This is a genomic window from Glutamicibacter sp. M10 (genome assembly GCF_025452055.1).
Taxonomy (GTDB): domain Bacteria; phylum Actinomycetota; class Actinomycetes; order Actinomycetales; family Micrococcaceae; genus Glutamicibacter.
Map to the genome: position 1 here is coordinate 3,384,234 of NZ_CP104918.1, position 16,435 is coordinate 3,400,668.

The following is a 16,435-nucleotide window of genomic DNA, read 5'->3' on the forward strand; positions in this document are numbered from 1 at the left end:
ACTAGCTAACTTTGGTGACTACTTGGTCAGCAGCTCCAGAGCCTTGTTCAGCGTTGCGCTTGGGCGCATAACTGCTGCGGTCTTAGCTTCGTCCGGACGGTAGTAGCCGCCCAGGTCAACAGCCTTGCCCTGAACCTCGGCGAGCTCGGAAACAATAGCTTCCTCGTTCTCGTCCAGTGCCTTGGCTACTGCGGAGAAGGCTTCAGCAAGCTGAGCGTCCTTGTCCTGCTTGGCCAATTCTTCTGCCCAGAACTTGGCCAAGTAGAAGTGGCTGCCGCGGTTATCCAACTCGCCAACCTTGCGCTTAGGCGACTTGTCTTCCAGCAGGAAGGTGCCGGTTGCGGCATCCAGGGTGTCTGCCAGAACCTGAGCGCGGGCGTTGTCGTTGTTGACTGCCAGGTGCTCGAAGGAAGCTGCCAGTGCCAGGAATTCGCCCAGCGAATCCCAACGCAGGTGGTTTTCATTCACCAGCTGCTGCACGTGCTTTGGAGCCGATCCACCAGCGCCGGTCTCGAACAGTCCGCCGCCAGCCAGCAGCGGAACGATCGAGAGCATCTTGGCCGAGGTGCCCAGTTCCAGGATCGGGAACAGGTCGGTCAGGTAGTCGCGCAGCACGTTGCCGGTCACCGAGATGGTGTCCTCGCCCTTGCGGATGCGGTCGATGGTGTACTGGGTAGCCTCAACCGGGGACAGGATTTCGATGGTCAGGCCATCGGTGTCCAGTTCCTTCAGGTACTCGTTGACCTTGGTGATCAGCACGGCATCGTGTGCGCGCTTCTCATCAAGCCAGAACACTGCAGGAGTCTGGGATGCACGAGCACGGTTCACGGCCAGCTTTACCCAGTCACGAATTGCAACGTCCTTGGCCTGGCACGCACGCCAGATGTCACCGGCGAAGACCTGGTGCTCGATGAGCACTGCGTCGTTCTCGTCAACGATCTGTACATGACCATTGCCAGCGATTTCGAAAGTCTTGTCGTGGGAACCGTATTCTTCGGCCTTCTGAGCCATCAGACCAACGTTTGGCACGGTTCCCATGGTGGTTGGATCGTAAGCACCGTTGGCACGGCAGTCATCAATAACAACCTGGTAGATACCTGCGTAGGAGGAATCTGGCAGAACAGCCAGGGTGTCTGCGGTGTTGCCCTTGGCATCCCACATCTTGCCGCCCAGGCGGATCATGGCTGGCATGGAAGCGTCAACAATAACGTCCGATGGGACGTGCAGGTTGGTGATGCCCTTGTCGGAATCGACCATGGCAACTGCTGGACCTTCTTCAAGGCCCTTAGCGATCAGCTTCTCAACGCCTGCGCGAACCTCGTCAGAGAGTTCATCCAAGCCGCCGAGGATAGCGGCCAGGCCGTTGTTTGGGTTCAAGCCGGCTGCTGCCAGCTCATCACCGTAGGTGTCGAACAGCTCTGAGAAGTATGCCTTGACGACGTGACCGAAGATGATTGGGTCAGAAACCTTCATCATGGTGGCCTTCAGGTGTGCCGAGAAGAGCACACCCTCTTCCTTGGCGCGAGCAACCGAAGCCTTGAGGAACTCCGAGAGTGCAGCAACGTGCATGACGGTGCCGTCGATGACTTCGTCCTTGAGGACGTCGAAAGGCTTCTTCAGAACCTTAACTTCGCCGTCTTCGCCAACGAAGCGGATGGAGATCTTCTTGTCTGCATCGATAACAACCGACTTCTCATTCGAAGCAAAGTCGTCAGCACCCATGGTGGCGACGTTGGTCTTCGAGTCAGCGGTCCATGCACCCATGGAGTGTGGGTACTTGCGTGCGTAGTTCTTTACGCTCAGTGGTGCACGGCGGTCAGAGTTACCTTCACGCAGCACTGGGTTCACTGCAGAACCCTTGATCTTGTCGTAACGTGCGCGGACGTCGGTCTCTTCATCGGAGGAAGGATTGTCCGGGTAGTCAGGCAATGCGTAACCGGCGGCCTGCAACTCAGCGATAACAGCCTTGAGCTGAGGAATGGATGCCGAGATGTTTGGCAGCTTGATGATATTAGCTTCTGGGGACTTGGCGAGATCGCCAAGTTCGGCCAGTGCGTCGGAAATGCGCTGTTCTTCGGTGACATAGTCAGGGAAGGTTGCGATAACGCGGCCTGCCAGCGAGATATCGCGGGTCTCCAGTTCCACGCCTGCGGTCGAAGCAAAAGCTTCAACGATTGGCAGGAACGAGTGGGTCGCCAACATTGGCGCTTCGTCGGTATGGGTGTAAATAATCTTTGCCATAGGTTTGGCGTCTCCCTGAACCTCGTGCGGAAGCGGGGTTAACCGCCCTGAACTCAACGTTCCAAATCTACCCGATTTTGCTCTGCACCACACTTCCACGGGGTGCGAATGATCTTTGGGAATCTCATTTTTGCCCCGAAATACCGGGATGAATAGCGTGGGAGCACTTTGTCACATTTAAGTTAATCTCCCATAACTCAATGCTGCTTCCGGCGCTACTCAGGAAAGCGCTAGGCCAGTGGAGGAAATTTGCACCATCTCTTTGACCGCCTGCTCAAAGAATTCGGAAGGCACAGCGCCAGTTCCAGATCTTTCAGCTTGGGTGAAACACTGCCAGGCGACGCGCCAGCTGGACGCGACCATCTCGGCAATCAATAACGCCTGCATTTGTGTAACCAAACCCCGGTCGACCAGCGACCGACTCAGCTCAACAACTAGCTCCTGTTCCCTACTGGTCGCGATTAACAGCAGCTTAGGGACAGAGACCATCAGGCGCGTCACGCGACGGAATTCATGCTGTTCAATTTCTGCAGAAAAATGATCCCTGCACACTTGCAACAGAGCCTGGAATATCGATGCCGGAGTAGCGCCCGCGGCAAGTTCAAGGCCCGTCAACGCGGTAACCAGCTCGCCCTGTCCAGGGACGATGGCTGATTCTTTGGAATCAAAATAGCGAAAGAACGTGCGATCCGAGATGCCCACTTGCTGCGCAATTCGTGAAACGGTCGTGGCTTCCAAACCGAACTCTTCAACAAGGTCCAATGCAGCTGCTTGAATCTTGCGCGAGGTCTCAGCCTTGCGTTCATCTCGAATCCCCATACATTCCTCCATACCTGTTAACTTCTAGCGATCGTCTCATAAGCCGGAAGAAAAGTAGTTTCCTGTCACACTCTGACACTTTTCCTTACGAAATTGTGTCACTCTATGACACTATTTGACAGTTGAAGATTCCCAGAAAGAGAAAAAGTGACGTCAGAACCTACAAAAACTGAGCCCCAAGCTTCACCCCCACAGTCCGCTCGAGCAGCGTTGAGCACCAAGGCGCTCACCGGCATTATTGCCGCGCTCGCGTTGGCAGCTTTCATGATGATTCTGAATGAAACAGTGTTGACGGTGGCACTGCCAGGAATCATGGCTGATATGAATATCACCGCAGCGACCGGCCAGTGGCTCACCACCGGCTTCCTGCTCACCATGTCAGTGGTTATCCCAACGACCGGCTTTTTGCTACAGCGGTTCAACCACCGTTCGCTGTTCATGTTTGCCATCATCAGCTTCTTGGTGGGTACAGTCATCGCGGTCATTGCCCCGAGTTTTGCCTTCTTGCTCTTAGCCCGCATCATCCAGGCGCTGGGCACGGCCATCATCTTGCCGTTGCTCATGACCACTACCCTCACGTTGGTACCGGTCCACCTGCGCGGCACCATCATGGGTTTAAACTCCATCGTCATTGGCGTGGGTCCTGCGATCGGCCCCACCGTTTCAGGCGCCGTAGTGCACGCCCTGGGATGGCACTACATCTTTGCGATGATGCTCCCCATCGCTGCGGTAGTGCTGATCTTGGGAATCATTTTCTTCAAGGTTCCATCTACTGCGCGCAGCATTCGAGTGGACGGCTTGTCAGTTGTCCTCTCCGCACTGGCTTTTGGTTTCTTGGTGTACGGCATTTCTAGCATCGAGCACGCCTCGACCAACCCGGCACTAACGATTCTCAGCTTTGTCGTTGGCTTGGTTTCGCTAGCGATTTTCATCAAGCGACAGCTAAAGCTGACCGGACGGGGCCGAGAACTACTGAACCTCTCCGCCTTCAGCTCCCGAGGGTTCACCTTTGCGATCATCATGATCATGATCGCCTTTGGCACCCTGCTCGGCTCGTTGATGATCGTTCCGTTGATGCTGGAATCAGGCAAGGGGATCGATTCTTTGAAGATCGGCATGATGCTGCTTCCTGGCGGTGTTGCGCAGGCGATTGCCTCTCCCATTTTCGGCCGCATCTATGACAAGCACGGTCCACGTCCAGTCCTGATCCCAGGTGCCATCATGCTCGCCGCCGGCCAGTGGCTTTACACGCTGATCAACGCGGAAACGCAATTGTGGATGTTCATGATCACCCATATCGTCTTCTCCATCGGTCTGGCACTGCTGATGACCGGGTTGATGTCCTCGGCCATGGCGACCCTGGATCCGCGGCTCTTCGGCCACGGTTCTGCCATTTTCAACACTGGACAGCAATTAGGCGGAGCCATCGGCACCACCATTTTCGTCACGGTGATGTCTGTGATCTCGAAGGCGAAAATTAACGCCGGTACTGACGCTGCGCAGGCCCTGTTCTCGGGCGCTCATATCGCGTTCATCATCGGTGCAGTGCTGGCAACGATAGGGATCGTCTTCGCTGTGTGCATCAAGGGCTCTGCTCCAGCACAGCGTCGATAGGAATCGGTGGGGCTTGAGCATTTCGTGGTGCGAAGTGCGGGCCACGTTGCTCGGGCGGTGGAACCTCTGGTGGTAGCTTGAAGGCACATCGGGGAATACCACTGACCTTGGTCTTCCTCGCATTCCGGATTCTCCGGGTCAGCAGAGAGGACGCAGCATGGCAACGACGCCAGAAGCCGACATGAGTGATCTAGCGATCGCTTCACGAACGGTGCTCAAGCCCATCGCAGACATTGCCGCGAATGCAGGAATTGAACACGAGGCAGTGGAACCCTACGGACGCTACAAGGCCAAGGTCGACCCCTCGTTACTCACGGGAAATAGGACACGCCGCGGACAGGTAGTCCTGGTCAGCGGAATGTCTCCGACTCCCGCCGGTGAGGGAAAACTACCATGGTGGTCGGCCTGGCCGATGCCTTGGCAGCAACCGGGGCAAAAACCATGATCGCCCTGCGCGAGCCTTCGGTGGGCCCGAGCTTCGGCATGAAGGGCGGGGCCACCGGCGGAGGCCAGTCGCAGGTGCTGCCGATGGATGAAATCAATCTGCATTTCACCGGGGACTTCCACGCCATCACCAGCGCCAACAACCTGCTGATGGCGCTGGTCGATAACCACCTGCACCACGGAAACCAATTGGGCCTCGACCCGCAACGCATCACCTTCAAGCGCGTCCTGGATATGAATGATCGCGCCTTGCGCACCGTGCTGATCGGACTGGGCGGGCCAACAGATGGCGTCCCGCGCGAGACCGGATTCGAGATTACCGCAGCCTCTGAAGTCATGGCAGTCTTCTGCCTAGCCACCGGTCTTGAAGATTTGCGCGCACGACTTGGCCGCATGACCGTCGGCTATACATATGAGATGAAACCGGTGACCGTCGATGACTTAGGCGCAGCTGGAGCCTTGACGTTGCTGCTCAAGGACGCGATCAAACCGAATCTTGTACAGAGCATCGCCGGCACCCCAGCGTTCATTCATGGTGGGCCCTTCGCCAACATTGCCCACGGGTGCAATTCGGCTATCGCCACCAACACGGCTCGATCTCTGGCGGACATTGTGGTGACCGAGGCAGGCTTCGGCACCGATCTTGGGGCCGAGAAGTTCATGGACATCAAGGCTCGATATGCCGATTGCGCCCCGAGCGCCGTGGTGATCACCGCGACCATTCGTGCCTTAAAAATGCATGGTGGAGTTGCCAAAGAAGAGCTCGGTGCCGAGAACATCGACGCCGTGCGCGCCGGATTGCCCAACCTCGCTCGCCATGTCTCCATCATCCAGAAGTTCGGCATCCCACCGGTCATTGGCATCAACCAATTCAGCAAGGACACCCAGGCTGAGCTCAAGGTCGTCACCGACTGGGCGGCCGAGAATGCAATTGCCTGTGCGGTGGCCGATGTCTGGGGTCAGGGTGGCGCAGGGGCCGGCGCACTGGCCGAGGCAGTAGTGCGGGCCATCCAGTCCCCCGCAGATTTCAAGCACCTGTACGACCTCGATCAAAGTGTAGAAGAGAAAATTCTGACCTTGACGCAAGAAATCTACGGTGGCGAAGGCGTCGAGTATTCGGTTAAGGCGCAGCGAATGCTGGAGCAGATCCATGCCAACGGCTGGGATCGATTGCCGGTCTGCATAGCGAAAACGCAGTATTCCTTCTCCGATGATCCTCAACTGCTCGGTGCCCCACAAGGATTCAGGCTGCAGATCCGCGAATTGATTCCCAAAACCGGCGCGGGCTTCATTGTTGCCATTACCGGAGCATTAACTACGATGCCGGGGCTACCCAAGGTGCCGGCTGCCCTGCGCATGGGTGTTGACGGTCAGGGGAAGGCAGTAGGCCTGTCTTAAACATCCCCGGTCGAGCGTTGAATCTTTCGAAACCTTTCTCAGATTGTTGAACAATTATCGAAAGTAAGGCATTCTTTTACCAAGACATGTTCACGAGACGGGGATCACAATGCCATTCATAGACCTGAATTCCGACGTAGGCGAATCATTCGGCAACTGGAAAATGGGCGATGACGCCGCCATCTTCACCTCCGTCTCCTCGGCAAATATCGCTTGCGGTTTCCATGCCGGGGACCCAAGCACCATCGCACAAACCTGCCGCGATGCCGTCAGTGCTAACGTCACCATCGGCGCGCACGTAGGCTACCGGGATCTGGCCGGCTTCGGCCGTCGTTTCCTGGACTGCTCGGCGACCGAGCTAGCTGACGACGTCCTGTACCAACTCGGTGCCTTGCAGGCTCTAGCTCGCAGCGCCGGCGCAGAAATCAAGTACGTCAAGCCCCACGGCGCCCTCTACAACACGATCGTGCACCACGAGGTACATGCCCAAGCGGTCATCGATGCCATCAAGGCTTTCGGCACGGACCTTCCGGTGTTGCTCCTGCCTGGATCCGTTGCCCTGCGCAAGGCTGAGGCCGCCGGGCTACTCGGCGTTGCCGAAGCTTTTGCCGACCGCAATTACAACCCAGATGGCACCTTGGTCTCCCGCCGCGAAGCCAACGCGGTACTGCATGACCCCGAAGCGGTCACCCAAAATATGATCCGTCTGGCCACCGAAGGAACCATCGTTGCTGTCGATGGCAGCACAATCACCATGCCAGCCGAAAGCATCTGCCTTCACGGAGACACCGCAGGAGCAGTGGCCATGGCTCGTGCTGTCCGCGCCGGATTAGAAAACGCCGGAGTACAGATCCGGAGCTTCGCGTGAGCATCCGCGCTATCCACCGGGCTGGATCCAATGATCTGCTCGTCGACCTAGACTCACTCGATGCCGTCCTTGCGCTCAATGCCGCTTTGGAATCTGCTCCCCTATCCGGACAGCGCGATCTCTTGGCCGCTGCCCAGACAGTACTACTGAAGTTCGATTCGCCGCAGAGCGCCGAACGAGCCCTGGCAACATTGCCAGAACTTGAAGTCGCTTCTGCAGTTCAGAACGCGGGCAAGCTGGTAGAAGTACCAGTTCATTATGATGGTGAGGATCTGACGGCAGTCGCCGAGCTGACCGGACTGAGCACCGAAGCAGTCATCAATGCCCATACAAGCCAGAAATGGCGGGCAGTATTTGGCGGATTCGCTCCCGGCTTCGCCTATCTGCTCGGCGAAAACCACGTCTTGAATGTCCCACGCCGAAACTCCCCGCGCACCAAAGTGCCCGCCGGAGCCGTGGCCCTGGCCGGCGAATACTCGGCTGTTTATCCGCGTCAATCCCCCGGTGGCTGGCAGTTGATCGGGCATACCGATCTGCAAATGTGGGATCTGCAGCGCGAAAACCCTGCGTTGATCCGACCACAAGATACTGTGCAGTTCATCCCGGCTACCCATAAAATTTCGGTGAGCCACGCGCCCGCCGCACGAGACGAAGCGCCAGCGCAGGCACCTGGCGGTGGCCTAAAAATCATCGATGCAGGGCTGCAGTCCCTGCTCCAGGATGCCGGACGCATCGGTTACGGAAACCTCGGAGTCGGCGTTGCCGGAGCGGCAGACCCCGCCGCATTCCACCAAGCCAATCGACTTGTCGGCAACCCGGCAGGCCAGGCGGTCATTGAAAATCTGGGCAGCCGCATCACCCTCGAAGCCAGCGGCGATCAAGTTTTGGCACATACCGGGGCGCAAGCGCAGCTGTGGATTACCCCGGCTGAGGATGACCAGCTACGCACCCCACGGCAGGTCGCCAGCAACGCTCCCTTTGCACTACTGAACGGCGAGCGCCTGAGCGTGGAGCCCGACGGCCTGGGGTTGCGCAGCTACCTCGCGGTGCGTGGAACCATTGCGCTCACACCAGTTCTGGGTTCCCTGTCCACCGACACACTCTCTGGGGTTGGCCCCGATCCGCTGGTTTCCGGATCCGTCATTCCGGTCAGGCAGCCAGCCATCGGACGCATAGTCGGCAATCCGCAGCCGAGCACGCTACCGGTTCCCGATGAGCAGGGGGTGTACCAGCTCAGAGTGATCGCCGGACCTCGCACCGAGTGGTTTGGCCCATCCGGGGTGCGACAGCTGACCGAACAACTCTGGAATGTCACCAGCGAGTCGAACCGCGTAGGCATCCGCTTGTCGACCGACCAGCAGCCCTTACAGCGTGTGCTCTCCGGGGAGCTCGCCAGTGAAGGCGTCGCCAGAGGATCCTTGCAGGTTCCACCGTCGGGCCTTCCTGTGCTCTTCCTGGCTGATCATCCGGTCACCGGTGGCTACCCGGTGATCGCCACGGTGATCGCCGAAGACCTCAGCGCTGCAGCGCAGCTTCCCCGGGAAGCAATATTCGATTTGTCCTCCAGTCCCCCGCCGCTTTGACGGCCAAGTAACTTCTTAGGATTGTCATGAAAAAGGTACTGATCGCCAACCGCGGCGAAATCGCAGTTCGCATTGCCCGGGCGGCCACTGATACAAATATTAGTTCCGTAGCTATTTACTCGGACCCAGACGCCGACGCCTTGCACGTACGGCGTGCCGACGAGGCTTACCCGCTGCATGGATCCACCGGCGCTGACACCTACTTGAATATCGAGAAGATCATTGAGATCGCCCAGCGCTGCGGGGCCGACGCGGTACACCCTGGCTATGGTTTCCTTTCGGAGAACGCCAACTTTGCCCAGGCGGTGATTGACGCTGGGATGAAATGGATCGGCCCCTCGCCGCAGGCCATTGAGGAACTGGGCAATAAGGTCACTGCTCGTCAGATTGCCGTTCGTGCCGGGGCACCATTGGCACCAGGCACCGATGGTCCTGCCGAAAATGCTGCAGAGGTTCGTGCCTTTGCCGAGGAATATGGTGTGCCCGTAGCTATCAAGGCTGCCTTTGGCGGTGGCGGCCGCGGCATCAAAATCGCGTATTCGCTCGATGAGATCTCCGAGGCCTTCGAGTCTGCCACGCGTGAGGCCACCGTGGCCTTTGGCCGCGGTGAATGCTTCGTGGAGCGTTTCCTCTCCAAGCCACGACATGTTGAGGCACAGGTTCTAGCTGATACCCACGGCAATGTTGTCGTCGTTGGTACCCGTGATTGCTCACTGCAGCGCCGTCACCAGAAGCTGGTGGAGGAAGCACCGGCGCCGTTCCTCAGCGATGAGCAGCGAACCCGCATCCACGAATCGGCGAAGGCGATCTGCAAGGAAGCTGGCTACGTTGGCGCCGGCACCGTTGAGTATCTGGTTGCCCAAGACGGCCTGATCTCCTTCTTGGAGGTCAATACCCGTTTGCAGGTGGAACACCCGATCACCGAAGAAACCGCTGGCGTGGATTTGGTGGCAGAGCAGTTCCGCATCGCTGATGGCCTGCCGCTATCACTGAGCGAAGACCCAACTCCCCAGGGCCATGCCTTTGAATTCCGCATCAACGCCGAGGACCCTGCCCGCGGATTCCTTCCAGCTCCGGGCACCGTAGAACGCTTCGAGGCACCCACGGGCGCCGGGGTGCGTATCGATTCTGGTGTTCGCAGCGGTTCAATCATTCCACCGTTCTACGACTCAATGATTGCCAAGCTCATTGTGCACGGAGCCGACCGCAATCAGGCGTTGCGTCGAGCCCGCCTGGCTCTGGAGGAGATCACCATTGCCGGTGTTCCGACGGTCCTACCGTTCCACCGTGCGGTCATCGACCACGAAGACTTTAATGGGGAAAAGCTGAAGGTCTACACGACCTGGATTGAGGACGAATTCCTCAATGAAGTCGGGGCCAGCGATGAGATGGATCTTGACCAGCAAGATACCAGCCGGGAAACGATCACCATTGAGCTCGACGGCAAGGCGGTCCAACTCGGATTACCCGCCGCTCTCACCAACGCCTTGCGCAACCCATCGGGTGCTGGTTCCTCCCAGACAGCTCAGACCCAGGATACTGCCGAGCAAGATGCTTCCTCCGTACTCAGCCCAATGGATGGCAATCTCGTGCGCTTCGCAGTCGAAGACGGTGAGACCGTTTCCAAGGGGCAAACCGTCGCCGTGGTTGAAGCCATGAAAATGGAGTCTGCCGTAGCGGCCCATCGCGACGGAGTATTCACCGCAGGCAGTATTGACGTTGGGGCTGCGGTACGTCGTTCCGACGCGCTGGGCAGTATCCAGTAACTGGACCTCCGCCCGTTCTATTTTAGGCAACGAGTTGGGATAAATTGGACTAATGAAATCCAGCAGCAATGTCTCCAAGCTTCCAGCCAAAGCGCCCCATGCGCACAGCGGCGTTTGGGCCGCGAACCTTTTGCGCACTCGCATCGCTGAAGGTGAATTGTTGCCCGGAGACAAGCTGTCTGAACAGTCCTTGGCGGAGTCATTGGGGCTTTCACGCAATACCTTGCGTGAAAGCTTCACCCTGCTCGACAGTGAACTGATCATCACCCGAATCCCCAACCGCGGGGTTTTTGTTGCGTCTCCCGATGCTGATGATGTGCGCGAAATTTATGCGGTGAGACGCACCATTGAGCCTGCTTGCCTGGCTTGGGGTCCAGAACTGGATTTGGAGCAGCTGGGCAAGATCATTGTCGAAGCTCGTGCGGCTTTGGCGGCCAAAGACATTCCACGAATGGCTAGTGCCAATCAGGCGTTCCATCAGCAGCTGGTTCGATCCTCTGACAGCGCTTTGGTCCAAGAGCTCATGGGACGTGTGCTGGCCAAAATGCGTTTGGTCTTCCACGCAATGAGCGACGCCCCTGATTTCCACTCGCACTATGTGGAGCAAAATGCCCGCCTGGTTGAACTACTGAATAAGGGCCAACGCGATGAAGCAGCGACGGCCCTGCGCGGGTACTTGGACAAGGCTGAAGCAGAGTTGCTCGAACACATCAACAAGGCATCCGAATAGCGTCAACGCTGGTTGCGCCTCCGTGTCAGTCTTGCGATTTCTGTCTCACCGACAACATGGCCATTGAGCTTCTTCAGACTTCGCTACGCCAGATCCACCGTCGTTGCGCTTGACCAATGAGACCTGACTGGCCTGGCACGAACAGCCGAAATATTCATTGTGATTCCGCCACTTTTAGCGCCCCCGGCACCTTGCAATGAGTTCTTTTCGCGGATGGGTCATCACGATGAAAATCCAAGGATATTCACCTGCCAAGTTGGCTGCACGATTGATATTTCGACCTGCCTGCACCTAGCTTGTCGGCGTATGGTTTAAGGCAATCTTGCGCGTTCCTGGCTAGACCAAGGACCGCACCCTATAGTCGTTGCTGAAAGGTTCCGCCCTGTGAACTTGCCCGTTGCCGAATTACATATCCATCTCGAAGGAACCCTGGAACCCGAGATGATCATGTCACTGGCCGCCAAGCATTCAATTGATCTGCCCTACAGCTCAATCGACGAGCTGCGGGCACAGTACGAATTCAGCAACCTGCAGTCATTCCTGGATCTCTTCTACGCCAACATGCTGGTACTTCGCACCCGCGAAGATTTCTACGAAATCACCATGGCCTACTTGCAGCGTGCACACGCTTCAGGCGTGCGCCACGTGGAATTGTTCTTTGACCCCCAAGCCCATGTGGAGCGCGGCATGAACCTGCGCGATATCATCGCCGGGATCCGTGACGCATTGAGCGAAGCGCAGGAACGCTGGGGAATCTCGCACAAACTCATCGCCTGCTTCTGGCGTCATGCACCGGCCAGCGAAGCGTTGGAGCTTTTGCGCCTAATGATCGCTGAAAAGCACGACATCGATGGAATCGGCTTGGACTCCTCCGAACTGGGATTCCCACCAGAACTCTTTGTTGACGTTTTCGGCTTAGCCCGCGAAAGTGGTTTGCACGTTGTCGCCCATGCCGGCGAAGAAGGCCCAGCTGACTACATTTGGCAGGCTTTGGATCTGCTCAAGGTAGAGCGAGTGGACCACGGCATTCGTTGCTTGGACGATGAGAAGCTGGTGCAGCGACTCGTTGCAGAACAGATGCCGCTGACCGTCTGCCCGCTGTCAAATATCCGACTGCGTGCGGTGGACACCATGGCGGATCACCCATTGCCATCCATGCTTGAGGCGGGGCTGAAGGTTTCCGTGCATTCCGATGATCCGGCGTATTTCGGCGGGTACATGGATGCCAACTTCGCTTCGCTGATGAAGGCTTTCAATTTCAGCACCGAGCAATTGGCACAGTTGGCCCGAAATTCTTTTGAATCTTCATTCATTGACGATTCTGCGAAGAGTGAGCGACTGGCAGAAGTAGAGGCTTGGGTTAGCCAACGCTAGAGAAGATTTTCGGTCTAAATAAGTGCTGCGGTGTTCTTCCCTTAGGGGATGAACACCGCAGCACTTATTGGTTATGGCACCTGATATTGCGAATCTTTGATGTCGGTGATCAGCATGTGGCCAGGTGCATGCCCGATAGCCAAGGATGGCTTCGACTCCATGACAGCTGCTTGTGGCGTGACGCCGCAAGCCCAGAACACCGGGACACTTCCTGCCGGAATTTGCACCGCGTCACCAAAGTCTGGCTTCGACAGGTCAGTAATTCCCAGCTCTTCCGGATTGCCTATATGTACCGGTGCCCCATGCACCGCTGGATATCGCGAGGTAATCCGAACGGCATCCGCTACCTGCGACGCCGGTATGGGCCTCATCGACACCACCATTGGACCGGAGATCACCCCAGCAGTGGTGCTGCGCGCAGTGGTCTTATACATGGGCACATTGACACCCTGATCAATGTGCGCGACGGAGATTCCGTTGTCCATCAAGGCTGACTCAAAGGTAAACGAACAGCCAATGATGAAGGTGACCAAATCATCGCGCCAATACTCGGTCAGGTCGGTGGGTTCGGCAACCTTGACCCCATTTTCATAGACCGCGTACTTCGGAACATCGGTTCTGATGTCTCCGCCAGCCAGTAGTTCGCCGGACACTTCCCCTGCTTCAAGCACGCCCAGCACCGGGCAGGATTTGGGGTTGCGCTGGGCAAAAAGCAGAACATCAAACGCTAGTGCTCGCGGCACGATCATGAGGTTCGCCTGCGCATACCCAGCGCTGATTCCAGCGGTGGGAAGCACTTGGCCTTCGCGGAAGAACTCACGAGCTTGGCTTGGGGATAATGCCGAACGTTCGGCCACGGTCATGTCACTGATGTTACTCACGGTCTACCTGCCTTAGCCCTGCCAGAGCGCTGCTAGCCCGGCCAACGAGTTCCATCCAAGGAACACGCTCAACAGCCATGCGAGCACGCCCACCAGAAGCAGGACCTTCGGGTACTTATAGCCACCCATGAGATCCCGACGACGCCACGCAACCCACAGTAGAACTGCGAAACCGACAGGCAAGATCAAGCCGTTGAATGCTCCGGCGAAGATCAGCAAGGTTGCTGGTGCCTTACCCAGGAACAGGTAGATGATGCCGCAGACTGCGATGAAGGCGACCGTGATCAAATTGCGGGTTCGTTCTGAGGTGGTCCGCTTGGTGATGAATGAAACCGAGGTGTAGGCGGCGCCGATAACGCTGGTCAGAGCCGCAGCCCACAGGATGATGCCGAAGGCTCGAATACCGATATCGCCTGCGGCGTGGCCGAAAGCTTCAGCTGCCTTGTTATCGCTGGCCAGCACCACGCCGCCGGCAACAACGCCGAGGATCGCCAGGAACAAGAGCACTCGCATGACACCGGTGACGATGATAGCCAAGATCGAGATGTTGGAAATTGATTTGACGTGCTCAATACCGCTGGTGCCCGAGTCGATCATGCGGTGTGCACCAGCGTAGGTGATGTAACCACCAACGGTGCCACCGATCAGGGTGGTGATAATCAGGAAGTCGACCTTCTCGGGCAGAACGACGTTCTTCAGTGCCTCACCTACCGGAGGCGCGGCAACTATGGCTACGTACAGCATCAAGAGAATCATGATGGCGCCAAGAAGCACCACGATTCGGTCCAATGCCATCCCTGCCTTTTTGGACAGGAAGATCAGGATTGCCACTACTGCCGAGACGACACCACCAATTTTGGCGTCCACTCCCAACATTGCGTTCGCGCCAAGACCTGTACCGGCGATGTTACCGATGTTGAAAACCATGCCGCCGATGAAGACGAGCGCTGCCAAAACCCAGCCAATGCCAGGTAGGACTTTGTTCCCTAGTTCCTGTGCTCGCATGCCACTGACGCCAATAACGCGCCAGACGTTCAGCTGTACCGCGATGTCGACGAGGATCGACACAACAATAGCGAAGGCGAAGGCCGCGCCGATTTTCACTGTGAATTCGGTGGTCTGGGTAATGAATCCAGGCCCGATGGCGCTGGTGGCCATCAAGAACATAGCGCCTAGCAGGGCGGTGCGCCGCGCTTTGGGGCTCATTTCAGTCTTTGACTCAGGAAGTGCCATGGTGACGTTCCAATGCGATAGTGGTGACAGCTGTCACAGAATCAATGTAACGCACATGACATTACAGGTTGTTGAACAACCTTGGCAAGATGTTGTTGAACAATTTTATGTTTCGTGAACTTCACGTCTTCAGTACCGAAACATCCCGGCCTCATTCAGCATTGCGGAAACTTGACTCAGTTCAGGGAAACCCCGCATGCAGATTAGAAGCACTTCATCGAAATACTGTCTCCCATCATGCTCCTGTCGAACACCCTTACCTTGTGCTGCCTAGCGGGCCCCTGAGAGCGATCCCTCAAATCGTGGACGGCGGACATCGTGATGACGGCCAGGATACTGCGGGGCGTGCTTCCCCCAGAGCTCTGTGGGCTTCACACCGCGTCCGCATTGCCTCGTCCTTCAAGGGGCACTGCTGCTGAGACGAGCTGGACCACGCCGGTCTCCGCCTTTTTGATGGCCACGCTGTTCATCGAGAAGTGACCGTGAGCTCGCAGGCGCAGGAGTCTCACCGAGGTGTCTGGCCATACACCTACTAGCTGCGCGGAGCACGATCAGCATCACGGTCTTCGTGATCTTTTCGATGCGTCAGCTCAGGCCGAATTCACGCGTTCGAATCACCCAGCAACCTCGCGGTGTTCAGTTTTGGTGCCACCATGCTCACCATCCACTGAACCCGCGAACCTAATCGGCCACTTATTCCCCCGCAGCTTAGGTGTGTGCGCCGCCGTCGATCCTGATCTCCGTGCCCGTAATGAAGGCTCCATCCTCGGAGATGAGCATGGCGATCACTCCAGCGACCTCCTCGGGAGTCCCCATTCGCCCATCGTTCAGAGGTGCGCCGAGATGCTCAAGCAGGCTCCAGTCAGCGTCCGCCGGCAGGTTCTGCGGTGTGGTGTTCGTGATTCCGCTCGTGATTCCGCCCGGGACGATGTTCACTGCGCGTAAGCCCTGCTTTGCGTACTCGAGTGCGACAGAGTGAGTGAAGGAGGCGATCGCTCCCTTCGTCGCCGCGTAGGCCGCCATATATGGGTGCGCGAAGAACGCTGAGGTCGACGCAAAGTTGATGATGACACCGCCCTTCTTCTCCAGCAAATGAGGCAGGCTCTCCCGAACCATCAAGAAGGTTCCGGTCAAGTTCACCTGGAGGAGGCGGTTCCAGCGGTCCAGAGTCATCTCATGCGTGTGGTCGCCGTACAGTATGCCGGCGGCATTTACGATCGCATCGAGTCGGCCGAAGCGAGCGATGACTACCGCCACCGCTTCTTGCACTGACCGTTCGTCCGAGATATCGACTCGTTGGGTGAAGAGCCGAGAGCGCTCATTGTCCGGCGCACTCTCGTGAAGTAGTCGCAGATCCTCCTCGCGCAGATCGAGGGCCGCGACCTGCGCCCCCTCGCTCAGCAGCCTCAGGGCGGTACCGCGTCCGATACCGGACGCTGCTCCGGTGACGATGATGATCTTTTCCGTAAGCCGGGTGTTCATAT

At 57.5% G+C, this 16,435-nt stretch carries 11 protein-coding genes and 1 pseudogene; 7 read left to right on the forward strand and 5 right to left on the reverse strand.

From position 1 onward, the window contains the following. Positions 1-18: 18 nt before the first annotated feature. Positions 19-2,241, reverse strand: a complete 2,223-nt coding sequence (locus N6V40_RS16410; protein WP_262198265.1) for an NADP-dependent isocitrate dehydrogenase — start codon at positions 2,239-2,241, stop codon at positions 19-21. Positions 2,242-2,460: 219 nt separating this feature from the next. Next, positions 2,461-3,060 (reverse strand): TetR family transcriptional regulator, encoded by a 600-nt coding sequence (locus N6V40_RS16415; protein ID WP_165477371.1) that lies wholly within the window; start codon positions 3,058-3,060, stop codon positions 2,461-2,463. Positions 3,061-3,207: 147 nt separating this feature from the next. On the opposite strand from N6V40_RS16415, the gene N6V40_RS16420 reads away from it, so the two are divergent. From N6V40_RS16420 to N6V40_RS16450, 7 genes and pseudogenes are all read left to right on the forward strand, one after another. Then, a complete protein-coding gene (locus tag N6V40_RS16420; protein ID WP_131090248.1) occupies positions 3,208-4,674 on the forward strand; it encodes a DHA2 family efflux MFS transporter permease subunit in 1,467 nt (488 codons plus the stop codon). 157 nt (positions 4,675-4,831) lie between these two features. Continuing rightward, a pseudogene (locus N6V40_RS16425) lies at positions 4,832-6,516 on the forward strand (formate--tetrahydrofolate ligase). A gap of 109 nt (positions 6,517-6,625) precedes the next feature. After that, entirely contained in the window at positions 6,626-7,384 is a 759-nt protein-coding gene (locus N6V40_RS16430) for a LamB/YcsF family protein (RefSeq protein WP_131090250.1), read from the forward strand. After that, on the forward strand, positions 7,381-8,967 hold the full coding sequence (locus N6V40_RS16435; protein ID WP_262198267.1) for a 5-oxoprolinase subunit B/C family protein: 1,587 nt from the start codon (positions 7,381-7,383) through the stop codon (positions 8,965-8,967). Before N6V40_RS16430 ends, N6V40_RS16435 begins: the two co-directional genes overlap by 4 nt. 26 nt (positions 8,968-8,993) lie before the next feature. Then, positions 8,994-10,733 carry an acetyl/propionyl/methylcrotonyl-CoA carboxylase subunit alpha gene (locus tag N6V40_RS16440; RefSeq protein WP_131090252.1) on the forward strand — a complete coding sequence of 580 codons (1,740 nt, stop codon included), beginning with the start codon at positions 8,994-8,996 and terminating at the stop codon, positions 10,731-10,733. A gap of 52 nt (positions 10,734-10,785) precedes the next feature. Beyond that, positions 10,786-11,463 (forward strand): GntR family transcriptional regulator, encoded by a 678-nt coding sequence (locus N6V40_RS16445; RefSeq protein WP_131090253.1) that lies wholly within the window; start codon positions 10,786-10,788, stop codon positions 11,461-11,463. Between the two features lie 384 nt (positions 11,464-11,847). Next, positions 11,848-12,837 carry an adenosine deaminase gene (locus N6V40_RS16450; protein WP_131090254.1) on the forward strand — a complete coding sequence of 330 codons (990 nt, stop codon included), beginning with the start codon at positions 11,848-11,850 and terminating at the stop codon, positions 12,835-12,837. A 71-nt stretch (positions 12,838-12,908) separates the two neighbouring features. Here N6V40_RS16450 and N6V40_RS16455 read toward each other — a convergent pair whose 3' ends face one another. The 3 genes from N6V40_RS16455 to N6V40_RS16465 form a co-directional block, all read right to left on the reverse strand. Beyond that, positions 12,909-13,700, reverse strand: coding sequence for a putative hydro-lyase (locus N6V40_RS16455; protein ID WP_131090380.1), 792 nt, complete (start codon positions 13,698-13,700; stop codon positions 12,909-12,911). A gap of 30 nt (positions 13,701-13,730) precedes the next feature. Further along, entirely contained in the window at positions 13,731-14,951 is a 1,221-nt protein-coding gene (locus N6V40_RS16460; protein WP_131090255.1) for an NRAMP family divalent metal transporter, read from the reverse strand. 708 nt (positions 14,952-15,659) lie between these two features. After that, entirely contained in the window at positions 15,660-16,433 is a 774-nt protein-coding gene (locus N6V40_RS16465; RefSeq protein WP_131090256.1) for an SDR family NAD(P)-dependent oxidoreductase, read from the reverse strand. Between the last annotated feature and the right edge of the window lie 2 nt (positions 16,434-16,435).